General features: G+C 58.0%; 18 protein-coding genes and 1 tRNA gene. 12 read left to right on the top strand and 7 right to left on the bottom strand.

The annotated features are described in order from the left end of the window. Window positions 1-289: 289 nt before the first annotated feature. The 7 genes from pgsB (at window position 290) to rsmH (ending at window position 8,834) form a co-directional block, all read left to right on the top strand. Entirely contained in the window at window positions 290-1,489 is a 1,200-nt protein-coding gene (gene pgsB, locus K227x_RS20925) for a poly-gamma-glutamate synthase PgsB (protein ID WP_145172601.1), read from the top strand. 75 nt (window positions 1,490-1,564) lie between these two features. Further along, a complete protein-coding gene (pgsC, locus tag K227x_RS20920; RefSeq protein WP_145172599.1) occupies window positions 1,565-2,047 on the top strand; it encodes a poly-gamma-glutamate biosynthesis protein PgsC in 483 nt (160 codons plus the stop codon). Continuing rightward, on the top strand, window positions 2,044-3,189 hold the full coding sequence (gene pgsW / locus K227x_RS20915; RefSeq protein ID WP_145172597.1) for a poly-gamma-glutamate system protein: 1,146 nt from the start codon (window positions 2,044-2,046) through the stop codon (window positions 3,187-3,189). Before pgsC ends, pgsW begins: the two co-directional genes overlap by 4 nt. 484 nt (window positions 3,190-3,673) lie before the next feature. Next, window positions 3,674-4,456, top strand: a complete 783-nt coding sequence (locus K227x_RS20910) for an ATP-binding cassette domain-containing protein (RefSeq protein WP_145172595.1) — start codon at window positions 3,674-3,676, stop codon at window positions 4,454-4,456. Then, a complete protein-coding gene (locus K227x_RS20905; protein WP_145172593.1) occupies window positions 4,453-6,693 on the top strand; it encodes an ABC transporter permease subunit/CPBP intramembrane protease in 2,241 nt (746 codons plus the stop codon). Before K227x_RS20910 ends, K227x_RS20905 begins: the two co-directional genes overlap by 4 nt. 196 nt (window positions 6,694-6,889) lie before the next feature. Next, window positions 6,890-7,876: a sugar phosphate isomerase/epimerase family protein gene (locus K227x_RS20900; protein WP_145172591.1), complete on the top strand. Its 987-nt coding sequence runs from the start codon at window positions 6,890-6,892 to the stop codon at window positions 7,874-7,876. Continuing rightward, window positions 7,866-8,834: a 16S rRNA (cytosine(1402)-N(4))-methyltransferase RsmH gene (rsmH, locus tag K227x_RS20895; RefSeq protein ID WP_261343411.1), complete on the top strand. Its 969-nt coding sequence runs from the start codon at window positions 7,866-7,868 to the stop codon at window positions 8,832-8,834. Before K227x_RS20900 ends, rsmH begins: the two co-directional genes overlap by 11 nt. Before the next feature lie 628 nt (window positions 8,835-9,462). Here rsmH and K227x_RS20890 read toward each other — a convergent pair. Then, window positions 9,463-10,626 carry a glycosyltransferase family 4 protein gene (locus K227x_RS20890; protein ID WP_145172589.1) on the bottom strand — a complete coding sequence of 388 codons (1,164 nt, stop codon included), beginning with the start codon at window positions 10,624-10,626 and terminating at the stop codon, window positions 9,463-9,465. A 246-nt stretch (window positions 10,627-10,872) separates the two neighbouring features. Between K227x_RS20890 and K227x_RS30740 the strand changes: the two genes are divergently transcribed. Continuing rightward, window positions 10,873-11,352, top strand: a complete 480-nt coding sequence (locus K227x_RS30740; protein ID WP_218933414.1) for a hypothetical protein — start codon at window positions 10,873-10,875, stop codon at window positions 11,350-11,352. Window positions 11,353-11,436: 84 nt separating this feature from the next. Continuing rightward, a tRNA-Ala gene (locus K227x_RS20880) sits at window positions 11,437-11,509 on the top strand. Between the two features lie 1,605 nt (window positions 11,510-13,114). Here K227x_RS20880 and K227x_RS20875 read toward each other — a convergent pair. The 3 genes from K227x_RS20875 to K227x_RS20865 are packed head-to-tail and all read right to left on the bottom strand — an operon-like array spanning window position 13,115 to window position 15,425. Then, window positions 13,115-13,540, bottom strand: a complete 426-nt coding sequence (locus K227x_RS20875) for a TadE family protein (protein WP_145172587.1) — start codon at window positions 13,538-13,540, stop codon at window positions 13,115-13,117. A gap of 32 nt (window positions 13,541-13,572) precedes the next feature. After that, a complete protein-coding gene (locus K227x_RS20870; protein ID WP_145172585.1) occupies window positions 13,573-14,799 on the bottom strand; it encodes a TadG family pilus assembly protein in 1,227 nt (408 codons plus the stop codon). A gap of 17 nt (window positions 14,800-14,816) precedes the next feature. After that, entirely contained in the window at window positions 14,817-15,425 is a 609-nt protein-coding gene (locus tag K227x_RS20865; protein WP_145172583.1) for a hypothetical protein, read from the bottom strand. 1,164 nt (window positions 15,426-16,589) lie between these two features. Between K227x_RS20865 and K227x_RS20860 the strand changes: the two genes are divergently transcribed. The 3 genes from K227x_RS20860 (at window position 16,590) to K227x_RS20850 (ending at window position 18,355) form a co-directional block, all read left to right on the top strand. Continuing rightward, window positions 16,590-17,021, top strand: a complete 432-nt coding sequence (locus K227x_RS20860) for a hypothetical protein (protein ID WP_218933413.1) — start codon at window positions 16,590-16,592, stop codon at window positions 17,019-17,021. A gap of 141 nt (window positions 17,022-17,162) precedes the next feature. Further along, window positions 17,163-17,825, top strand: coding sequence for a prenyltransferase/squalene oxidase repeat-containing protein (locus K227x_RS20855; RefSeq protein ID WP_145172579.1), 663 nt, complete (start codon window positions 17,163-17,165; stop codon window positions 17,823-17,825). Window positions 17,826-17,896: 71 nt separating this feature from the next. After that, window positions 17,897-18,355: a hypothetical protein gene (locus K227x_RS20850; RefSeq protein WP_246146006.1), complete on the top strand. Its 459-nt coding sequence runs from the start codon at window positions 17,897-17,899 to the stop codon at window positions 18,353-18,355. 1,494 nt (window positions 18,356-19,849) lie between these two features. Here the strand turns inward: K227x_RS20850 and K227x_RS20845 are convergent. The 3 genes from K227x_RS20845 to K227x_RS20835 form a co-directional block, all read right to left on the bottom strand. Then, complete coding sequence (locus K227x_RS20845; RefSeq protein WP_218933412.1) at window positions 19,850-21,481, bottom strand: PP2C family protein-serine/threonine phosphatase; 1,632 nt, start codon at window positions 21,479-21,481, stop codon at window positions 19,850-19,852. A 584-nt stretch (window positions 21,482-22,065) separates the two neighbouring features. Further along, window positions 22,066-22,863, bottom strand: a complete 798-nt coding sequence (locus K227x_RS20840) for a PEP-CTERM sorting domain-containing protein (protein ID WP_145172575.1) — start codon at window positions 22,861-22,863, stop codon at window positions 22,066-22,068. Window positions 22,864-23,149: 286 nt separating this feature from the next. Continuing rightward, the gene (locus tag K227x_RS20835) at window positions 23,150-24,406 is read right to left on the bottom strand and encodes a DUF1559 family PulG-like putative transporter (protein WP_145172573.1); all 1,257 of its coding nucleotides are present in this window, start codon (window positions 24,404-24,406) and stop codon (window positions 23,150-23,152) included. Window positions 24,407-24,512: the final 106 nt, after the last annotated feature.

Here is a 24,512-nt window from a genome sequence, read left to right as displayed (position 1 = left end):
TCGGCGGCATGGCTGGACTGCGGGCAACAGCAAACCCGCGGTGTTGGCGTCGTTTCCTCCGTTAAGCACCTCGAAAATGCCATTCTGATCCCGATCGGCGACGTTACCCAAGGAAGTCTGAAAAACTGCGATTTGACCGCTTTACCAGCCGATGGACAACGCAATAATTCCGCCCTCTTCGAAACTCTTTTCTAAACGTTTGTCTGGCCGGTATCTGATCGGCGCCCGAACGTGGCGGCTTCCCCACGTTGATTATTCGCGGCTCGCGAAGGTAAGTAACAAACACCTGATGGATGGATCACTCGCCCTTCTAGGTACCACCGGTACCCTGATCGGTCTTGGGGCGCTCGAGTCGCTGGTTCACCAGCGTCGCTTGCACACCATTCCGCTTCGTATTCACGTCAACGGTACCCGCGGCAAATCGTCGGTCACCCGACTGATCGCCGCCGGTTTGCGCAGCGGTGGAGTACGTACCTGCGCAAAAACAACCGGCACATTGGCACGGATGATTCTGCCCGATGGGTCAGAGTATCCGGTTTTCCGTCCGGCTCGCGCCAACGTGATCGAACAAATCCGCATCGTCCGCGCTGCCGCCGAAGCGGAAAGCGAAGCCTTGGTGATGGAATGCATGGCGCTGGTGCCGTACCTGCAATGGCTGTGCGAATTTCGGCTGGTGCATGCCACCCATGCCGTGATCACCAACGCCCGAGCGGACCACTTGGATGTGATGGGGCCCACCGAACACGACGTCGCGCTGGCGCTGTTGGGGATGGTTCCCAAGAACGGCAAACTGTACACCGCCGAACGCCGTCACCTCGAAACGTTCCGCCACGTGTGTGATGAACGCCAAACGGAACTGATCGCCGTGACCGAAGACGAGGTCAACGCGATCACGCCACTGGAACTGTCCCAGTTTTCGTTCATCGAACATGCCGAAAACGTGGCCCTTGCCCTGCGACTGCTGAAGGACCTGAATGTCGAACGGTCCAAGGCGCTGCAGGGGATGTGGGCTGCTACCCCCGACCCGGGCATCATGACCGTCGCCGAGATCGATTTCTTTGGACGCGAGATCGTGTTCGTCAATGGATTTGCCGCCAACGACCCAGAATCGACCGAACGCATTTGGGACATGGCCTGTGACCGGTACGAACAGATTCGTAAACGGATCATCATCTTCAACTGTCGATTCGACCGTCCCGATCGTTCCAAGCAATTGGCCGAAGTCTGTGCCCAGTGGCGACCGGCCGACCACTACATCCTGATCGGCTCGGGTACCTACATCTTTGCCAAGTACGCGACCGCGGCAGGATTGGATCCTCGCAAATTGGTGATGGCCGAAGACGATTCGCCACAAGAGATCTTTGAAAAAGCGGTCGAGTTGGGCGGACGATCGTCCATGGTCATGGGAATGATGAACATCGGCGGCATCGGTCTGGAAATCGTCCGCTACTTCCGCAACCGCAGCCACGTGGGAGAAAAGGCCTTCTGAGTCACGCAAGAAGCCCTGCGGCGAACAACGACGATTTCAAAACCACACAACATTTTCAATCAAAGCAAACTCACCATGGATACTCTTACCGTTGCCATCGGAATCGGCTTGGCGGTCAGCCTGCTGTTTTCCGAACTGTTCGGCTTGGCAGCCGGCGGGATGGTCGTTCCCGGCTATATCGCATTGTCACTCGACAAACCTGTGAACGTGATCGTCACTTTTGCAGCGGCGATGATCACTTATTACATCGTGTACACCCTGTCCAACATGATCGCGATCTACGGAAAGCGGCGGACGGTGTTGATGGTGTTGATTGGGTTTTTGGTGGGTGTCTTCCTGGAAGGATTCAGTCTGTTCCAATCGGCTCCCATCGACCCGTCCGACCTAAGCCTGCTAGAAGATTCCGTTGACTATGAAGTCATCGGGTACATCATCCCAGGCCTGATCGCCATTTGGATTGACCGCCAAGGCATGATCGAAACGCTGGGCATTTTGTTGACCGCGTCGACCGTAGTGCGATTGGTTCTGATCCTGATGGGATTGGAGTTGGTACTATGAAGCGACTGTATTGGCGTCCCCGCCAGGTCTCGCAGACCGTCATTTGGTTGATGGCCGGGTTCTCGTTATTGGGGCTTGCATCGGTAGAACGGTTCCGGACCAGCGCACCGCAAACCGACTTGGATACCAAGATGGAAGCGGCCACGTATGCATCGGAGATGATGCGCGCGATCAAGGCCGAAAAAATGCACATGTCCCAACTGGCCGAATCGTCGGTCGATCCGGCCGGTTCGGGGATGATCGGACAATTGATGAGTCCTGTGACGACGCTGACCGGACGGTTGAGCGCAAAACAGACGGCCGTCAATCCGAACTTTGCAGCAGTCGTTGTCGAACAACTGATCGATGCCGGCGTCAAACAGGGTGACTTGGTTGCGGTTGGGTATTCCGGTTCATTCCCTGGCATGAACGTGAATGTTTGTGCGGCGCTAAAAGCCGTGGGTGCGCAGCCGATCATCATCGCCAGCGCAGGTTCTAGCCAATGGGGTGCCAACAACCCGGACTTCATGTGGGTCGACATGGAAAGCCTGCTTTCCGAAGAAGGCCTGTTGCCGTTCCGATCCGTCGCTTGTTCGATCGGTGGCTACGAAGATATCGGACTAGGGATGACCACCGAAGCGAAAGACATGGTCAAGAAGGCGATTAAACGCAACAACCTGTCGCTGCTTCAATCGACAGACTTTGTCGAAGCCATTGACGAACGGATGCAGATCTATCGCAAGCAGTCCGGCGGACGCGACTATGCCGCCTACATCAACGTCGGCGGCGGTACGATTTCGGTGGGACGCAGCATGGGCAAACGCGCCTACAAACCGGGGCTAAACCTATCGGCCACACGCGACGTGCTGCAGATCGACTCGGTCATGACACGGTTCATGTCCAAGGGGATCCCCGTGATCCACGAAGTCGAGATCGACCGGATGGCCACCAAGTACGGCCTGCCGCTGGCACCCCAGCAGATGCCACCGATCGGCGAAGGAGGCGTCTACAACCTGACGCGATACAACAAGTTGTGGACCGGCATCGTGCTGGTTTCGATCCTGTTGTCGTTGCGAGCGTTGGTTTTGACGGATTTTGGTTACCGTTTCGTCAAAGGACGCGGCGGCAAAAAGACCGACAAGTCGCCCGAGCCGATGGTGTAGTGAGCTGGATGGGGGAGTGAGCTGGCGCAGCGGATTTGTCGGGGCTGGTGCTGTGCCCCCTCACCCCCCGCCCCTCTCCCCCACGTTGGACCCGAGTAGAACTCGCGTCCGACGCGGGGGAGAGGGGAGTCAGAGCTGGGCCTGCCCTCGTGCTCGCCCTATCTACCCCATTGGACCCTAGCTGAACTCGGGGCCAACGCGGGGGAAGAGAGCGGAGTCAGGCGGATGCGAATCCGACTTCGCCTCTCGTGTCCGCGCCCGATCCGATAACCGTCCGAATCGGTTTATCCATTCCAAGCGAACCGGTGGTGACGGTTAAACGGGGGATCGGCTGCTGATTTGGCATCGCCTTGCCAATCAAACGGTTCTCATCACGGTGGCAGAGGCTAATCTCACCCATAGCAACGGTGCTAGTGCGCGCTCGCACCGTTAATCGCCAAATCGAAAACACCATGCGCCGCCCAGCGCATCCGGGGGACAATTCGTGATCCAAGTTCAACATCTGACGAAGACGTACGATGACATGAGCCGGGGGACGTTTGTTGCAGTGGATCGCGTTTCGTTTACGGTTCAGCCCGGCGAAATCTTTGGGTTGCTGGGGCCCAACGGAGCGGGCAAGACAACGGTGATGCGGATTCTGTCGACGGTCCTGACGCCGACCTCCGGAATCGCTTGTGTCGGCGGGTACGATGTTGTCCGCGACGCCGCCGAAGTACGCCGAAACATCGGCTTTGTCAGCAACAACACCGCGATCTACGACCGCATGACCGCCTGGGAAATGGTCGAATACTTTGGCCGTCTGCATGGCATGCGAAAATCCGAATTGCGAGACCGGCTAGAAACGCTGTTCGAACAACTTCGCATGAACGAATTCCGCGACGTGCCCGGGTCGAAGATGTCGACCGGAATGAAACAGAAGGTTTCGATCGCTCGTGCGATGGTCCATGATCCCCCCGTTTTGATCTTTGACGAAGCCACGTTGGGACTGGACGTGCTTGTCGCTCGGAACCTGTTAAGTGTCGTGCGAGCGCTGCGTGAATCGGGAAAGTGCCTGATCTTTTCAACACACATCATGAGCGAAGTGGAACGACTGTGTGATCGAATCGCGATCATGCATCGCGGCCGAATTTTGGACTCGGGCACGCTTGCCGAACTGCGATCACGACACGAACAAAACGACTTCGAAGAACTGTTCTTTGGACTGCTAAGTCGCCATGAAGAAACCGAATGGGGCGAAGCCTTGATTCCAGGAGGGACAGCCAAGTGAGTCTAAGTTCCGAAGCAAAACGACGCGCCGCTCGCAAAGCTGGCCAACCTCGACTGTCCGCCGTGTGGCTGATCTATGTTCGCGAGATGCGAGATCAACTGCGTGACCGGCGCACGCTGTTCACGATCGCCATCCTGCCGATCCTGTTGTATCCATTGGTCGGCACGCTGCTGCTGCAGATCGCCCAGTTCACTCAGCAACACGAAACTTCCGTCTGCATCGTCGGCATCGACCATCTGGAACAGGTCCCGCCGCTGTTGGCGCCGGAATCCGGAACCACGTTTTCGGAAGGCCTGACCGACCAGAACGACAACCTGAAACTGATCACGTATCACTGGAAAGAGGCGGCGATCACTCGCGACATCGATGAAAAGACCACTCAGTGGGTCCGCGATGGCGCCTTCGATGTGGTGTTGGTGATCCCTCCCGCATTCGCCGACCCCGCGCTGCGTGGAAACGACGAATCTGCATCGATTCGGCTGCTGTACAACGTCGCTTCGGATCAATCCATGGTCGCACGCGACCGGATGACACGAATCTTGTCCAAGTGGCAAAGCGGGTGGGTCCGTCAACGATTGACCGAATCGGGGATCGATACCCAGATGCTGTCGCCGTTCGAGTTGACCGACATCGACATCGCCCCAGAACGCACGCGAGAAACGGCGTTGTGGAGCAAACTGTTGCCGTTCATCATGCTGGTATGGGCGATGACGGGCGCGTTTTATCCGGCCATCGACTTGGTTGCCGGCGAGAAAGAACGTGGCACCCTGGAGACCTTGTTATGCAGCCCTGCCCTGCGCAGCGAGATCGTCTGGGGGAAACTCGGCGCGGTGACCACTTTCAGTATGCTGACGGCGATTTTGAATTCCGCCAGTATGCTGTTCACCAGTTCGTTTGTGTTCCATCAAATGGGCGTCACGGGCAGCACGATCGGCGCTCCGCCTATCGTGCCCATGCTGTGGCTGTTGGTCGCTCTGGTTCCGCTATCAGCTCTGTTCAGCGCTCTGGCACTTGCCGTGGCAGCGATGGCACGCAGTAGCAAAGAAGGCCAGTATTATCTGATGCCGCTGATGATGGTGACGTTGCCGTTGGTGATGTTGCCCATGTTGCCTGGCACCGTGTTGTCGGCCGGAACTAGTCTGATCCCCGTCACCGGAATGTTCTTGTTGGTGCGGGCGTTGGTCGAAGGACAATACATGCACGCGATCTGGCACCTACCGATGGTTGCTGGTGTCACCGCGGGATGTCTGTGGTTGTCCGTCAACTGGGTTCGTAAACAGTTCGAAGACGAAGCCGTTTTGTTTGGTGGCAGCGACCAATGGGAACTGCGCGGTTGGGTACGTCACCTGTGGCGTGATCGCCAAACCGCGGCCACTCCCTCCCAGGCGTTCGCCTGCGGAGCGATCATTTTGGTGGCGTTGTTCTTTGGCAAGCTTGCCGTTACCGAGATGCCAACGTCCATCGAAGGCTTTGCCAAACTGATCCTGATGCCTCAAATCGGCATGATCCTGTTTCCGGCTTTGTTGATGGCGACGATGATGACAACATCGTTGCGAAAAAGTCTACGCGTTCGGATGCCGCATTGGACGACATTGCCGCTGGCAGTCCTGTTGGGTGTCACGATGCACCCGATGTATGTGATGCTTGCCGAGTGGATCAGTTACACCTATCCGATCAGCGAACAAGCCATCGCGGCGATGAAACCATTCACCGATCAAATCTCCGCAGCACCGTGGTTGGCGATCATCTGTCTGATGGCACTGGTGCCCGCGATCTGCGAAGAAATTGCGTTCCGCGGATTCATCTTTGGTGGTCTGGTGCGTGAACGTCGCTACGTCCGTGCAGTCGTCATCTCCGCGCTGATGTTCGGGATCTCGCACGGAGTCCTTCAGCAGTCGATTGCCGCCACGATCATGGGGCTGCTGCTGGGGTTCATCGCACTGCGAACTGGCAGTGTGATCCCAGGCATCTTGATCCACTTTACCAACAATGCATTGTCGGTTTCGTTGGAACGAATCGCCAACGGTTCCTGGCAGGGGGCGTCACTGTTCATCACGTCGACCGAAAGCGGGCCTGCTTACCAACCGATGTGGATCGTTTGCAGCATCGGCATCGCGATCACGTGCATGTTGTACTTCGCAACCCTACGGCCATGCGTGGACGAATCCGGGATCGAAAATTACGAGTCGGATGCTGAAATTCTGGACCCCTCCACCCGGTTGGCGACCACGTCGTAGCCCAGGCCGGCGCCCACCGGCGCAGTGCACGCCGGTTCCCCTGTTGCGGTGACCATCTCCCCCGCCTGCCGGTTCGTAGGACCAATTTCTGCGATCGCAGTTTGGATGCGACATTCAAACCGTCGCGGTTGGGTTATAATCCTACCATCCATTGTTATTCGGATCGCAGAGTCCCCCCATCCAAGGGCTGTTTTTGATGCTCAAGTCCACTCCTGAATCGACCGTTGCCAGCCAGCAGCCTGCTGATCGACATCAGGTTCTCCCGCACACCGTCAACCGACGATCGTTTGTCCAAACGCTTGCCTGCGGCACCTGCGCCGTGGCGCTAGGGCGATCGATCGTGATGGCTGACCAGCCCGGCACCCCCTGGCTACGCAAGACGCTGAAAGTCGGAATGATCAAAGGCAATATGCCTCTGGCCGAAAAGTTTGCGATCGCCAAACAAGCGGGCTTCGAAGGCGTGGAGCTGAGCGTTCCTGGGATCGACGTCGACGAGGCCAAAGCGGCCGCCAAGTCATCGGGGCTGATCATCGACGGTACGGTCGGCAGCTATCACTGGAACATTCGCCACAGCGATCCCGACCCAGACGTCCGTGCGTCGGCGCTGGAAAAGCTAAAGCAGGGCATCCAGGAAACTGCCGCTGTCGGCGCTGACACAATGCTGTTGGTTCCCGCACACGGTCGCGATGGATCGGATGCGGAAGTCTACGAACGAGCGTTCGCATCGATTCAAGAAGCGTTGCCTGTGGCCGAAAAGCACGGTGTATCGATCCTGATCGAAAACGTCTGGAACGATTTCCTGTACGAACACGATGGCCCCGACAACCAAACCGCCGACGCGCTAGCCAAGTTCATCGATGCCTTCGAATCGCCCTGGATGGGTGTCCAGTTCGACATCGGGAACCACTGGAAATACGGTGATCCGGCCGCATGGATCCGCACCCTTGGCCCACGCATCAAGAAGCTAGACATCAAGGGATTCTCTCGCGAAACGGGGGGATTCACCAAGATCACCGAAGGCGACATCGACTGGGCGTCGGTCGAAACCGCTCTGCAAGACATCGGGTTTACCGGATGGCTGGCAGCCGAAGTCGCTGGCGGAGACTTGGAACGACTGCGCGAAGTCAGCGACCACATGGAAGAATCGCTTCACTGTAGCAAGAGCTTGTCGAGTGCCAGCTGACCCATCACCGCCGACCGATGATTCGTCGCCGGAATCCTCCGGTGCATCTCCCGGCCCGTCATCCGAAACGGTTCACGTCCCCGTCATGCCGGACGAAGTCGTCCACTGGATGGGCGAAGACAGCCCGCGCGTGATCGTGGACGGCACCTACGGCGGTGGCGGCCATTCGCGGTTGCTGCTGGATACATTGCCACCGGGCGAAGGCCATTTGATCGGTCTCGACCGCGACCCGCTGGTCAGCCAGCGAGTCGAAAGTGAACAGCATGATCCCAGGTTGAATGTGTTCCTGGGCAGCTATGAAAAGATCCCCAAAGCTCTCCAGGCGATGGGGCTGTCGGCGGCGGATGCGGTGCTGCTGGACGTGGGGCTATCCAGCGACCAGTTGGCCGACACCACTCGCGGGTTCAGCTTCGCTGTCGATGCGCCCCTGGACCTTCGGTTCGACCCCGAATTCGGCACCCCCGCATCCGATTGGCTGGCGTGGAAACGCGAAGAAGAGATCGCCAATGCCATCTACCAGTACGGCGAAGAAAGGTGCAGCCGCCGAATCGCTCGCGAGATCATTGCCCGGCGGCGGCGTGAAGAACCGGTGCGGACGGTCAACGATCTGGTCGAAGTCTGCCGGCGCTGCGTGCCGCGTCCCAAAAATCATGACATCCACCCGGCGACCCGAACGTTTCAAGCGCTGCGGATCGTCGTCAATGATGAACTGGGCATCATGGAACGAACCATCAAAGCAGCTCCGGATTGGATCGCACCCGGTGGTCGGTTGGTCGTGATCAGTTTCCATTCGTTGGAAGACCGGATCGTCAAGAATGCCTTCCGCGATGACGACCGATGGGAGATTCTGACAAAGAAGCCCATCCGCCCAGCGGACGCCGAAGTCCACGCCAACCCCCGAGCCCGAAGCGCAAAGTTGCGAGTGGCAAGGCGAATCGCAGACCCCAACCAAAGCTAACCGATCCAGCACCGGAATTTGCAATTTGCAATCACCTCACCTTCCGGCGACCACACTTTGTGCCCCCTCTCCCCCGCACAGAATGCGAGTGGAGCTCGCATTCTGTGTGGGGGAGAGGGCTGGGGTGAGGGGGGAGCAGCACGAAGATTGCAAATTGCAAAATGAACATTTCAAATTGCAAAATTACAGGACACCTAGCGAAGACAAGCAGAGTCCGGCAATCAGCCGAAACCCAAGCAGCTGGCTTCTAGCAATCGGCCACCACGTCGCTCTCAGGCCAGCATCCAATATCCAATTTGCAATGTTCATTTTGCAATTTGCAATTTGCAATCACCTCACCTTCCGGCGACCAGACTTTTTGCCCCCTCTCCCCCGCACAGAATACGAGTGGAGCTCGCATTCTGTGTGGGGGAGAGGGCTGGGGTGAGGGGGGAGCAGCACGAAGATTGCAAATTGCAAAATGAACATTTCAAATTGCAAATCGACAGGACGCTTAGCGAAGACAAGCAGAGTCCGGCAATCAGTCGAAGCCCAAGCAGCTGGCTTCTAGCAATCGGCCACCACGTCGCTCTCAGGCCAATATCCAATATCCAATTTGCAATGTTCATTTTGCAATTTGCAATCGGCCTCACCTTCTTACTCCGCGGCCACAAACCGCGTCCAGCAAAATTCGCAGATATTGATCCACCATCCGGTCCCAGCCGAATGTCTGCAGCACATCGCGCCCTGCCTGTCCCATGGACTCACGCCGCTCGGGATCGGTGATCATCTGCTCGATCCCACCGACGATGCCGGCGACGTCGTTGGTGACCAGCAATCCGTTCTGCTGCGAATCGACGATCGCTTCAGGACCGCTGGGGCAATCCACTGCGACGCTGGGGACACCCGCCGCCATCGCTTCCATCAACGCCGACGGAAATCCTTCGTACCGGCTGGGCATCACATAGATCGCTGCCTCGGATAGCGGAGACCATACCGGGGAAACCCAGCCCGGCATCGATAGTCGGGTTTCGATCCCCAGCGACCGCGCCTGCGCCGTTAGTGCCGACCGCTGAGATCCTTCGCCCAAAATCGTCAACTGCCAACCTGGATGGCGAACGGCAATTTCGCCCATCGCTTCCAATAGTCGGTCGAACCCTTTCTCACGCTCCAAGCGTCCGATCGATATGATCCGCTCGGACGACGACGCCACCGAGCGATCCGAATAGACCACGGGGATGTCGACGGCCGACGGAATCACGTCAACGGATTTTGCGGGATGCGGTTCACGGGGCCGAGGCAACAGGGACTGCAGGAAATCCGCCGACGCCTGTGTCTGTGCGATGATGCGGTCGGCACGCCGGTACGTCTGTCGTCGCAGCCATTCGTAGGCTGTTCCCAAACACTGCTGCGACGGGTCACTGCGTTCGCTGATCACGACGGGAACGTTCCCCGTGCCATGTCGACCGGGCAGCATTCCTTGGGTTGCCATCACGGCCAACACATTCGTGCGGTCACAGAACGACAGCACCACATCCGGCTTTGCGTCGGCGATCGCAGTTCGGATCGCCAGCACGCGTCGGCGTAGATTCATGATTGCCGATACCGGGCCGCCGCTGACCGCCATCACGTCCAGAAAGCGTCGTTGGACTGCTTCGTCAACCGCATGCCGATCCGACTGACCATCGTCCATCGTCACCAAAGTGACCTTGTGTCCGCGGCCGACCAGCCGCGACGCCAATCCGGCCATCACGCGTTCCGCGCCACCGCCATCAAGCGAGTGGATCAAGCACAGGATATGCAAATCAGTCATTCAAGTCGGTGAAACAATCGGGGGGCGAGCGAGCGGACGGGGGAGTGTCGTGACGGAAACACCGAATTCTCTGATGGTAACGGTTGAAACGGTTGTAGGAACGAATTAGCGTGGAGAGGAATGTCAGTCGCGTGGGGACGCTGGCGATCTCAAGTTTGGGTGCGGCTTAGCCCTTCGTCCAGGGCAGCTTCCATCCAGGCCAACGTCGTTTTCAATATTCGCATCTTGGTTTGCAAAGGTCTATCGATGAAACGGTTCCTCATCGCGGCATGTTCGCTTCTTGCCGCTGCCGTCGTAGGTTCCCCCGACGCGTCAGCTCAGGGATTCGGCGACTCCGGCTTCGGGTTCGCTCCGTACGGATTTTACCAGCCCTTCGGCGCTCGCTACTCGACGTCGATTCGGACACCACCGTACTTCGCGACCAACCCACCGGTGTACTACGGCGCCCGTCACGCACGTCCGTATGGTCTGAGTCCCTTTGCGGCGCCACCGATGGTGCAAGCGGGGCCTGGCTACGAAAGCCGAGCACGCACACCGTTCGTAGAGCCATTGGTACCGACGTTGGGTCCCGCACCAGCCTGCAACCCATACATCCACCACAGTACGTCCAAGGCGCTGCGAGCTCTGCAAGCCACCGACAACAAAATCGGTGCCGTCCAGGACAACCCATTCGTTCAACCTGTCGAACGAATCGCCAAGCAAGCAACCGACGCCAACGAAGCGTAAGAGTTCGACAAGAATTTTGTCGTTTTTCCCAAGCCAAGATTTGGCATCCAGCCCAAGCCCCGATAAAATGAAGCGGTTCAATTCGGGGTTGTAGCTCAGTTGGGAGAGCGCTGCGTTCGCAATGCAGAGGTCGAGAGTTCAAATCTCTTCAGCTCCACTCGCCAAGAAGCCTGTTGTCCAAACCGGATCGCAGGCTTTTTTCGTGCTATCGATGATCAAGAAAAGGTTCCAGATCAAGAAAAGGTTCCAGGACTCAAAAACGGATCAAGAAAAGGTTCCAGGACTCAAAAACGGGCAATCCCTTGTGGTCCGTCTAAGACATGGCACTGGGAACCAATGAAGGTGAACGGGTTCCTAAGCCCGATGTAGGGTTCGCCAGACGGCGACGGCCGGTTGATTGAGTCGAACGCCCAACCGCATTGGTGAGCCGCTGGCCGTGAGGCCACGGGCATGGGATGGGTATGGGGATGGGGGATTCCTGGCCGCTTACGCGTCGCGGCTCACTTAATCGGTGAACTTGCCGATAGGTGTGGGGTCATCGAAAGTCTTGACGACTTCCGCTACCAAGAAGGACACCATAGGACGAACTTAGCGGAACGCGTCGACGGTCTGGGATTGGGGCGAACGTCCAACGGAATTGGTGAGCCGCTGGCCGTGAGGCCACGGGCAGCGGGACGGGGATGGGGATGGGCACGGGGGATTCCCGGCCGCTTACGCGTCGCGGCTCACTCAGTCGGCGAACTCGCCGATTGGTGTGGGATCATCGAAAGTCTTGACGACTTCCGCTACGAAAAGGGATGCCAAAGGAGGAACGTTGCGGAACGCGACGACGGTCTGGGATTGGGGCGAACGTCCAACGGGAATGGTGAGCGCTGGCCGTGAGGCCACGGGCATGGGGATTGGCACAGGTATGGGCACGGGGGGATTCCCGGCCGCTTACGCGTCGCGGATCACTTAATCGGCGAACTCGCCGATTGGTTCGGCTGATTGATGTGGGACCATCGAAAGTCTTGACGACTTCCGCTACGAAAAGGGATGCCAAAGGAGGAACGTTGCGGAACGCGACGACGGTCTGTGATTGGGACGCATGCCCAACGGAATTGGTGAGCCGCTGGCCGTGAGGCCACGGGCAGCGGGACGGGGATGGGTATGGGCACGGGGGGATTCCCGGCCGCTTACGCGTCGCGGATCACTTAATCGGCGAACTCGCCGATTGGTTCGGCTGATTGATGTGGGACCATCGAAAGTCTTGACGACTTCCGCTACGGAGAAGGATGCCAAAGGATGATCGTAGCGGAACGCGTCGACGGTTTGTGATTGGGGCGAACGTCCAACGGCATTGGTGAGCCGCTGGCCGTGAGGCCACGGGTATGGGTATGGGTATGGGGATGGGCACGGGGGATTCCCGGCCGCTTACGCGTCGCGGCTCACTTAATCGGTGAACTTGCCGATTGGTGTGGGGTCATCGAAAGTCTTGACGACTTCCGCTACGAAGAAGGATGCCAAAGGACGAAGGTTCCTGGACTCCAATTCAGGGGCGATCGTCTGGCTTGCCAAGAGATCGATGCGCCGATCCGTTTCCGAGCAGCCGGAAGTCTTCTTCGATCTTTCCGTGACTGGCTTCGGACTCTGCTCCGATCGATGAAACCGGAGCGTTAAGCCAGTCATTCAAGCCTGCAAACTCGAGACCAGATACAGAATAGAGTCCGCGTACCTTTTCTTTCCCAGACGCAAATTGACACCACCGACGGACGTTCGTGCGTCAATTGGTGCTTTCTCTGCGCATCGATGATTCGGCAATGAGCTCGGAGTCGCCGAAATCAAAGTAGTTCGAGACCCAACTGATCGAAGAGATGGCCAAACGGACTCGCACTTTGACCGTCGACCCCATTTCGGCTTCCTCGATCAGTGAGGGTTCGGTTTCGATGATAGCTCCCTCGATTCCCATCAAGCTAAGTTCTTCTTCGACACGTTCGATGACCTGATCGGCATTCGCATCTGGACGAATCGCGATCCGGGCCCCTTCACGAGTCGCATGTGTCGCGGTTTGCTTGACCAACGTGATGCGTCCAAGTTCGACCAAGCCGAAGGTGAACGTAATCATCAACGGAGCGATGATCGCAAACTCTACAGCTGCAGTTCCCAACCGTGAAACGGCCTTCTTCGCGCTGTTGCTTTTTGGTTGCATTGTCTGATTCTCTGATCGATGGATGGCGAAGGTTATTCCACTAGCATGACGGGTGTCACCGCATAGCTGCTGACGTTGTTTCCGGTCAAATCCACCTTCGCGTGGCGAGCGATCACTTTGGCTGGCTGGATGATGACCCGCTTGTCGGTTTTCTTTCCGGTCAGTTTGACCTCAAGAATGCGGACTCCCTCGAACCGAACGATCGTGAACATGGCGTTGTTGCCATTGCCTTGCACCTGAGTGTAGATAGGAATGATGCGTGTCTTGCCAATGATCGAAGCAAGCTCGTCTTTCACTCCCGCACTGATGCCGGTGTCGCCGTTGAGGCCTAGTTCGCCATTTTCATCGAACGCCAGAGGTCTGCCTAAGTCGATGAAGTCTTGTTTGGAAATGCCATGAAGGATTTGCCGGGCGATATCGTTGGTGCTGTTGTTGCTGCCACCAATGTCGACGGTGCCGCGGTTCCCTGGTGCTCCTGTACCTTTGGGATACAGATTCGTTTCAAAGAGGCCGTCCGAAGTGGATGAAATCGTTCCATTTTGATAGGAGAATTCATCGTCAGTTTCCCCTGCCAGCACAGCAAGCCAGCTGGGCAAGTCCAGCGCGAACGGAAGAAGGTCGATGTTTTCGCTATAGGACGACGGTTCGTGAAATCCAGATACTTCGTACATCATTGCGGCGGTCGCGGTGGTGTGAAGCGATTGGGTACTTCGTCCGGTTAACGAACCGAAGAACAATGGGACCTCGCCATTGGTTCCAGATTGCCGTCGCAAAGTCACCCGGACGGCGTTGTAAGCGTTCGGGTCCGACGTGTCCCAGCCTTCGTTGGCCGAATACCTGCCCAATTCGACATCCGAATAGTCAAGGGAGGGCGATTCGCTGTTGATCGTATTGGCAAAAGCGTACTCGTCGGCGGACGAGTGCACTTCCCATGCGACGTCTTGAGTGTCGTTGCCAGCAACCTGCTGATCGAACAGCTCCCAACATCCGGCCATCGCGGCAGAGTCGGCAGACCGCCGTAGTTCAGTGTCTGCCACATGGATTTGACCAAAGTCAATGGTGACGGCGGCCAAGATCACTAGTCCGACTGTCAGCACCATTCCGAACACCGCCGCCGCCCCACGGCGAGCATTGCCCAAACGGTGACGGCTACGCAAGCCAGTGCATGACACTGGATTGCGTTCGCCTGAAAGCGAGACTTGAAGAGATGGTTGATTGCGAAACACGGTGGCACCTTGAATGAGTTGAAATGCGGTCATAGCGGATGGTCAATGGATCATGGAGTCTCTGCGACCAGCAATTCGACGACGTTTCCGCTGGTGTAATAAAGACGCACTTTCAGCATTTTGGAGGATGAAATGCGATTGGCACCAAAGTTGATGTCCACGGAATCCAGGCTGTTGATCGGGCGGTACTTCGACAGATCAAGAATGTCACGTCGTTGCATTCGCACCACGTACTCGGGGCCACCGAAGTTTCCCCAGTCCTGGCCATAGCCATCTTTCACCGCGAAGCAAATTCGATCGTCAATCACCGCCATGACCGTGGTCCAGCTGACATGGTCACCGTCGATCGACAGAGCCGAACGGATATCGCTTTGAGATTCATCAACGATCTTGTCATCCAGCACGGCCGCGACGTGAATCCCTCCTCCGGCAGAATCAGAGTGATTCATCTGAAGCTGGAAGTAGACGTCATCGACTTCGGTGCTGGGTGACGTCGTGAAAGAAACCTGCGGAGAATTGCTTTGTGGATCCGGTTGAAGGATCACCATTTCCCAGTCCTCTTCGATCTTCCAAACCTTGTCCTCGCTCGCTTGGCAACAGGACATTCCCAGTGCCATCGCAGCGATGACCAGCAGCCGAGCGGTACACGTGATAGGCATTTTGCATGCTCTCGAAGAATAGAGGTGACGTGGTGGATTTTCTTGTCGGCCGGAAACACCGAAGGCCGGCTGGCAGTCCAATGTTTCGTAGGCTCGGCAATCTGTGATCCCGAGATGAAGCCCCGCTCGTCTGCTTCGGTGACCGACTGTGGGGCTGGAGATCGATGAAGAAAGTTGAGAAGCTAACCTGAAAGCTAGGTCAGCTTTCCATCACGAGACGGACCGAATCAAAGGAATGCAAACTTTTCCTCCTCTTTCCAACAGCATCGAGCGCCGGTTGTGTTAGCTGTCCTGCCAGTTGATGAATTGCGTTAAACGAATCGGCCGACGTAGAGAGGTTGGCTGCCCCCCCATCTCCTCGTCAGCTTTCTAGCAGTGTGCGAGTGAAGCGTAGGTTCGATCCCTCCGGTATCGGTCACTCTCGGAGAGGGGGGGCTGCTGAAACGCGAGTCCTCGATCGAATGCGCATCGTGAGAAAACGGCGCCGATTGATGGACGGATCGCAGACGCCTGTTGCCTGCCCCCCCGATGCAGTTGCCTGGCTTGGGCGGTGGTCTATTTTTGCAGCGAACAAATGCCGTGGCAACGCGGGAATGCACCGGAGCGGGTTGCTGGCGATTTGTTTGCGGCGTTTCCCGACTCTGTCAGCTCACGGAAACATCCGATTGGCGGACAGGTCCTTTGTAGCGGGGGAAATCACGGATCGTGTTTGGTCAAAGTCATCGGTGACCTGCGACTGCTGACTCGACCGCCGCAGTCAGGGAACGGGGCTTCAGCTTCCTTCTATATTTCCGTGGTTCCCCATTGTTATACTCGGATCCATCGATCGGCACACGAAATCGATCGGATCCAAAGTGTTGCTTAGCCGATTCCTATCGGTGACAATGAGGACATGGCGACGACACGATCGTCGACGACCATGGTTTGGGACATCACCACTATTTCCTGGTCATCGCCTGGACTCGCAATGGTCCGGCGGTCAACCAAGCAACGAGCGATCAATCAGTGTCGTTTCTTTCTTCCACCTCTCTCTCTCTAACTCTCTCCCCCGCAAACCGCTACGCGGCGGGGCGAGACGACTTTAATCGCGACACTGATTGATCGCTTGTTGACAACCTTACTTGTCACCGCTGGGCCGTTGCTCTCGTTCATCCAACATTTACCGTGCACAACCCGTACTCGCCGCCCGCAACGACTCGCATCGCTGATTCCGATATCCCCGGATCTCGGTCACGCAGTGCTTGTCCTATCTGCGATGTCGATCAGTCACGACTGCGAATGGCAAACCCATGGAAGAAGTGTGCGAACTGTGATGCAAGGCTGATTCTTCGACCGCCTCGCATTGCCATGGTTCCTTTGGTGCTCGTCTATTGCTCGATCTTTGCGTTCGAGTATTTCTGGATGGCGAATGATCCATCCCGGATCTACCGCCATCTTTGGATCCTAGGATTGTTTCCGGTGCTGACGCCTGTCGTACAGGTTTGGGTGGCGATTGTCTGGGGGCATCCGTGTGCTCACAATGGTTGGACGGCGCTGTCGGCGAACAAGATCGCACTCAGTCGAGCCGCCTATTTCGAGGCCAACAAGGGTGAATGACCCGGTTAGCCTCGAAGCCTTGCTTGCCGGTTTTTCCGAAACGGACTCCGATCCTTATGAAATCGTTCTTCTTCGTCCTGACCTTTTTCAGCATCGCACCATTCGCCGCTGCTCAATCGAGCACGGAGGATCAGGTCGCGATTGTGGATATGCGAACTGCGGTACATCGCGGCTTACGACGCGTGCAAATTGCTGCGGACAACTGGCATTCCAACGAAGACTGTTTTTCGTGTCATCACCACACGCTTCTTATGTTGGCGTCCGCCGATGCAGGCTTCGTTGGTGGCCGATACGGTCCTGGCGTTGATGGGGATCGATCGGTACGCGTCTCCGCAGCAACGGCCCCGTGTCGCGGTCGCTCGCAAGGCAGCCGACGAATGGCTGGCCACCGCTTTGCTGGTCAGTCAGCAGGATCGTCTTTGGCGACTATGGGGGTTGCATCACCTTGGTGGAGATGACGAAATCAAGCGAAGCGTTCGCGAGGATATTTTGGCGGCGCAACAGAGCGATGGTGGGTGGTCCGAAACATCCCAACGCCCCAGTGATGCCCTGTCCACCGGGCAAACAATCTTCATGCTGTGCCGCACTGGGACGGCGCCCGATCATCCGGCGATCATCCGCGGCGGTGACTTTCTGTTGCGGACTCAGTACCCCGACGGATCGTGGAAGTTTGAAAGTCACGCCACGCCGGTGCAACCATTCTTTGACAATGGTGACCCGCACGGCAAGAATCAATTCATATCAGTGGCCGCAACCGCATGGGCGACGTCCGCTCTTCTTCAGTCCTTGCCTCAGCTTGATTAGCCGTCCGCAAGCGCGACTCGGTGGCTGCGGTCGTCGTCGGCTGGAATCGCCCTGGACTAGATTGGATCCCCTTGAATCAGCAATCACCTTACCTGCCACCCAGTGAGGTGGAACCGCAGAACGCTGCCGCTGATGTGCCGGCAGGTTCACGCGCTGCGAAGCGTGCAGGCAAAATTCTGGGGCGGTCGTCGTTGCTGTGTGCGGTAGCGTTCGTGTGCTGGGCATTCTGGATGACGCGTGGTGTCTCGGGGTTTGCGATCACCATCTTCGGCCTGATTGCCGCGCCGTATCTGATCCTTTGGCTCGGCTGTCGGACGCTGACAACCTGGATCGCGTTGTTTCTGATCGCACTTACTCTGGTCGGATGCGTCTGGTTGGGGATCGATGCCTTCGATGCGGTTTCCGACGATGCGCAGGGGGGCCTGAACCTGATTTTCACACCGCTCTTTCAAATCGGCGGAACATTTGCCGTGATGTGTCTAGCTGTCACGGTGGATTGGGTGGTGAGGAAGCTATCGGCGCAGCGGTGAAGCCAAGCGGTTTCCAGGGGCGTGGTCTTTTGCTGATGGTCCGTCGTGAGAGGGACGGTAACCTTGCCGCGGTTTAGCCGCGTGCCAATCAGGGCGAGTTTCAGGGGGTGGACGCGCGGGGCGTTGCCCACGCGGTTAAACGATTTCGTGTTGGGGTTGACTGTCCGCGCCATCCGCCTCGTCCACTGTTGTTTCGCCGCGTGCCCATCGGGCGTGCGTTTTAGGGAGTGGACGCGCGGGGCGTTGCCCACGCGGTTAAACGATTTCGTGTTGGGGTCGGGTGTCCGCGCCATCCGCCTCGTCCACTGTTGTTTCGCCGCGTGCCCAGGGGGGGCGTGCGTTTTAGGGTGTGGACGCGCGGGGCGTTGCCCACGCGGTTAAACGATTTCGTGTTGTGTTCGGGGGGCCGCGCCATCCGCATCGTCCACTGTTGTTTCGCCGCGTGCCCAGGGGGGCGTGCGGTTTCAGGGGGTGGACGCGCGGGGCGTTGCCCACGCGGTTAAACGATTTCGTGTTGGGGTTGACTGTCCGCGCCATCCGCCTCGTCCACTGTTGTTTCGCCGCGTGCCCAGGGGGGCGTGCGTTTCAGGGGGTGGACGCGCGGGGCGTTGCCCACGCGGTTAAACGATTTCGTGTTGGGGGCGACTGTCCGCGACATCCGCATCGTCCGCTGATGTTTCGCCGCGTGCCCAGGGGGGCGTTCGTTTTAGGGGGTGGACGCGCGGGGCGTTGCCCACGCGGTTAAACGATTTCGCGTTGGGGTTGACTGTCCGCGATATCCGCCTCGTCTACTGTTGTTTCGCCGCGTGCCCAGGGGGGCGTGCGTTTTAGGGAGTGGACGCGCGGGGCGTTGGCCACGCGGTTAAACGATTTCGTGTTGGGGTTGACTGTCCGCGCCATCCGCCTCGTCCACTGTTGTTTGCCGCGTGCCCAGGGGGGCGTGCGTTTTAGGGAGTGGACGCGCGGGGCGTTGCCCACGCGGTTAAACGATTTCGTGTTGGGGTTGACTGTCCGCGCCATCCGCCTCGTCCACTGTTGTTTCGCCGCGTGCCCAGGGGGGCGTGCGTTTCAGAGGGTGGACGCGCGGGGCGTTGCCCACGCGGTTAAACGATTTCGTGTTGTGTTCGGGTGTCCGCGCCATCCGCCTCGTCCACTGTTGTTTGCCGCGTGCCCAGGGGGGGGCGGTTTAGGGTGTGGACGCGCGGGGCGTTGCCCACGCGGTTAAACGATTTCGCGTTGGGGTTGACTGTCCGCGCCATCCGCATCGTCCACTTTCGTTTCACCGCGTGCCCAGGGGGGCGTGCGGTTTCAGGGGGTGGACGCGCGGGGCGTTGCCCACGCGGTTAAACGATTTCGGGTTGGGGTTGACTGTCCGCGCCATCCGCATCGTCCGCTGTTGTTTCGCCGCGTGCCCATCGGGGCGTTCGTTTTAGGGGGTGGACGCGCGGGGCGTTGCCCACGCGGTTAAACGATTTTGCGTTGGGTTCGACTTTGCTAGATCCTTAGCAGCGAAACTGCGCCGCGTTCCGTCGTCAGTGGAGCGCTGGCCAGTTCACGCCGAATCGCTGCGAGTGGGTTGCGTTCACCTGCTCGCATCGAGCGGCGTAGGTGCGTGCCCAGGCATCGCTGCGTCAGTTGTTCGGTGTTCATGCCTTGGGTGTACGCCAGCATGGTTTCGCCGGCCAGCAGTCGGAACGTTCGCATGGTGGGACGGGCATCGATGTGGCTGTTGAGTGGTTCGCCACGTCCGTCGACCAATGGCCGGTATCCGTATTTGTTTCCGACCATCGCAGTGATGTTGCCCGCAGATGCAACTTCGCCTTCGCCAGTTTCCGGATCGATTCGTGCATACAGCATCGACACCAGTTGTTCGCCGGTACTGGTTTGCCACAGCGTATCACTGACTCGCCCTAGGATCTGGGCAGGTGTGTGTCGGTATCCGGTGTGTGACGAAAGGGCTGATCGGGCGACCGCTGCATGCATGGCGCCGACGATCGATCGCTCGACCGCTTCGGCAATCGCCAGCATCAGCGTGCCGTCGGGCAGTACGTCCCAAGCGTGCCATCCCGTTGCCCATTCTTGGGGCGAATCGATCATGCCATCGACGCGCCAGTGCTCGGCAAGGTTGGATCCTACGGGCAGCGATTCTTGTTGCCATGTGGCGACTTCATGGACCGTCGATGTTTCTTGCTTTTCGGTGTGGGTGTCGCGCCGCTGGGATGCGGACGATAGTTCCAACGAGATGGCGCTTGCGACCAGTCGAGCGGCAGCCGTTTCTGATTTGCCGAATTCGGTGGTCTTGTTCGCGAACAGCCAAAGAGTCCCGATGGGGACGCCGACCGATTTGATGACAACGCAGATCCCCGCGGCGAAAGTTTCCGGTGGGTTCCAGGTATCGATGGATCCAGCGGCAAAGTCGTCGATCGTGACGACGTCGCGGACCATGGCTTCGAGGTCACCGCGACTGCCACGCAAATGCCGCGGGGGCTTGGCCAAGGTTTGGCTGCTGATTCCAAACGCGGCTCTTCCTTCTAAAAACTCGGTGTTGTCATCCAACAGGTACAGCACTGCGGCATCGCAGTGGCAGGCTGCCGCCGCGTCGCCAAGCAGCGATTCAATGCGATCGGCAAGCGGAGTGGTTTCGTCCGCACCGGCCATCAGCGACGCTCGAGCGGCCAGTTCCATCGATTGATGACGGAGGGTATCGCGTGCTTCGGTCAGTTCGGTGGTCAGCCGGTCGGCAGCTTCGGCCAACCGTGTCGCTGATTTCTTGCTCAGTTCATGGCGACTGTGTGTCGCTGGTGACTCCGGTGCATGAGTCGGTCCGTGTGGTGATGCAGGGTAGGGCTGAGCTGGATCGATGATCGCATCCAGCGTGCTGCCGCTGGTGTTTTCCAAGACGCTCCCCAGATCAATATCGCTGACCGTTGGCAGGACCTGCACCGTTTTGCTGCGGCGTCTTGCTCGTCGGTCGAGCCGCCATCCGGTGGTGCAGGTAAAGTCATTCCAGAACTGCTCGACGCTGTCGGCGGGGGGACCGGCATGGGAGGGTGCGTCGAGGGAGGGGGCGTTCTGTTGGTCAGGTCCGCGGTGGACTTTTAAATAGTTGGGGAGCGTCTTGTTCACAGGGAGTGCTTGGATGTTGGTGCAAAGCGGTAGAGCGGGAGGGCAGTCCGTGCCATGCTGTTGGGCCCAAGCACTGGAGATCCCCGGGAGGGAGGAAGGGCAGTCGCTCGGTCGCACCAACATCCGATCGGTGCAAGAGTAGATATCGCCCGCCGGTACCGCTTTCCTGAACTACCAAGCCGATAAAGTCACCGGACTTTGCCAAGGCGCCCGCATCATCCGCATAGGCTGGACGACCGTCCGGGTTGATGTCGCAAAATCGATGCGACCGGAAAAGATGGGGCGCAGGGTGAGCGGTCGATGTCTTGGACTTTGCCAGAAGTCGGTGGGGATGGACGGCAGAGAAGGGAATTCTGGCGAATCGCGTTTTGGTTTTCGGAGCAATCCCACTACCGGTGGTGGTGCCGTTGGTGTTCAGCAGGAGTCGTCGCCGGTGCTATCGGGCGTCTCACGCGACCAAGAGGGCGGACCGAGGCAAACGCTCGTGTCCGCGGGCGTCCACGCTTTGGCTGGACTGCCGAAGAAGAGTGTGCGAAAGCGATTTAGGGCATCGCGATCGCAACACTAAGTTATCAAGGAACGTTTTAAGCTGCCGTCTTTCGACGACGGCGAACCGCCATCACAAAGCCGACCGAACCGCAAAGCGCCAGAGCCATCGATGATGGTTCGGGAACCGCAACTGCTTGGACGGAGAAGTTGACGACGTTCGATGCGTAGAGGGTGTCGAAGGGGGCGGCGCCAGAGCTAAACTTGGCGTCAAGCGGTATCGTCGAGTAATACACGAATCCGTCGCCAAAGGCATATTGGAAATCAACGATATGGGTGTCGTCTGCACGGGTCAAAAACGGTGTTGATCCTGACGGAAGCGAGGCCAGAGTCGCATACCCGTGACTGGACTCGTTTCCGTTGTCGAGCGAAGCGTTGGTGAGCATATCGACTGCGGGCCCGCTTGCGCCCGGTGCAATATTGATGTCCTCTGCTGCAAGTGAGTCGGGATCTCTGGTCGTGGAAAATCCGTCGCCCGGCAAGACTCTGTTGGCGCCAACTGCGCCGGCACCAGTTACTCTACGGTCGTGGTAAATCAGCCCTCCGCCGTTCATCACGAAGCTACTGATGGCAGTACTGTTGTCCATCAAGCCATCGAGCTGTCCAAAATTATCGTTATTGAAAGCCCAGACTACGTCCACGCCAGCAAGGCTAGTGGCCGTTAGGTCAGTAAGAACAGATGAAACTACGTCGGGGTTGCTTCCAACCAAGGCCGAAACGGTAGACGGGCTATCGCCTCCGAAGATGCCGAAGGTAATGACGGCAGATTCTGCACGTTCGCCACAAGTCGTTAGCAGTGCAAGGATCAATCCACAAACCGCGTTCATTCGGTACATCGCGCAACTCTTAAAATCGTTGTAAGACGCAAAAACATTTCTAGTCCTAGTATGGTTACCTCAAGTCGGGGGGCAAGCCTTTATGGAGGAAAATTGAAACTACTTTTGGTGAACCGTGAATTTGTACGCCCTTCGAGGCTCTGGATTGCAGTTGCAGACGTGGAGTGGCGTGCCGGGAGTTGAATGCTGCGTCTGTCGGATGGGGTGCTTGGGCATGAAAAAAGAGTGCCTCCCCAGGGGAAGCACTCTTTCGTAGAGATGAAACGCTTACGACTGTCCGTCGTTGCTACTGTCCAAGTTCGTCGGTCAGTACAAATTCTTGCCACGGAACATTGCTGCTCTTACCGCGAGGGGTCATCACTGCTTGTTGGACGCGATAGTCGACGGAATCGCTGATAAAGCGAGTGGCACCGTCGGCGAACGCTGCATTGACGCCGTCGATGTGCGCGGAGGATGGTCTCGCCAAGCTCGGGGCGTCGAAAGTGTTGTCTGTCATTTGCAAGTTGAAGACATCGTCTTGGACCGTCGTGCCACCGCCATTGATTCGGTGCTGGCGAGGAACGTCAGTGACCGAGGCGCCCGATGGGCTGGTCGGCGGCGTAGGAAGACCGTTCAAATCGCTGGCGCGAGGATCTTCGTAGTGCCACACCATTCCGTTGGTGAACCGCGAGTAAAGTAGTGCTGGTGAAGTTAGTACGTCTTCAGTGCCAGAAACCGGTGCAAGTGCCGTCGCTGCGGGGGATCCTTGAGCGACGAAGCCTGGTCGGTGCCAAGGAAGTGCTTGGACATTTTCAGAAAACAGGATGGTGAAGCCCTGGCCATCTTTCATGTCGTCTAGGCCGATGCTGGGGCCGGTGCCCATCATTGATCCTGAGGTTGAGACCCCTAGGTACTTGGCAGTGAACACACCATTGGCCTTGGTTTGCGAGCCATCGTAGGTGGCGACCGGAGTTCCTGGTGTGCTGCTGTCGTGGCCAGTGGCTCCGCGGCTTCCGATGTCGGTTCGCAGGTGCGACATGCCGTTGTTGGACACGTAGCTGTTCTTGGCGTGGCTGCCTGAGCTGACTGGGTTGCTGGGGCACTGGAAGATGGCCAGGTTAGGTGCGGCCAGTTCGTGGAAGCCGTCGCCCGATGAGCCGGTTGTGGCGTCCAGGTCACCCGAGCCGTCGTTGACGATCGGGTAACGGTCTTGCGTCCAGTGTTCGTAGGTTGGTTGAGCGTCCAACCAAGGCAGGATCGTGACACCGAAGCCACCGACCTTGACGTGAGCTGGAACCGAGCCACCGAAGTTACCCAGGTCGGATGGGTCAACGCCGCCAGCGAAGAAGCCGAACTTCGTCACCCAACCAGGCATGGAGCCTTTCGTGTTTTCGTATTGAACGCCAGCCAGAGCCAGGTTCTTCATGTTGGTCGCGCACTGGTTGCGGCGAGCCGTCTCGCGGGCCGAGTTGACCGCGGGAATTAGGAGCCCCATCAGAATGCCGATGATGGTGATCACCACCAACAATTCGACCAGGGTAAAACCGAGTTTTGTTCGCTTCATGAGGGGGCTCCGGATGGAGAGAGAGAAAAGGGCAGATGCGGATGATAAGGTGGCACCTATCACCTGGAAGCTTGCGGTATAAGTCACATTATCGCAAATCTAGGGC

The sequence above is a fragment of the Rubripirellula lacrimiformis genome, assembly GCF_007741535.1.
Lineage (GTDB): Bacteria > Planctomycetota > Planctomycetia > Pirellulales > Pirellulaceae > Rubripirellula > Rubripirellula lacrimiformis.
Note: the sequence above shows the minus strand (reverse complement) of the source record. Positions and strands in the feature narration are given on the sequence as shown.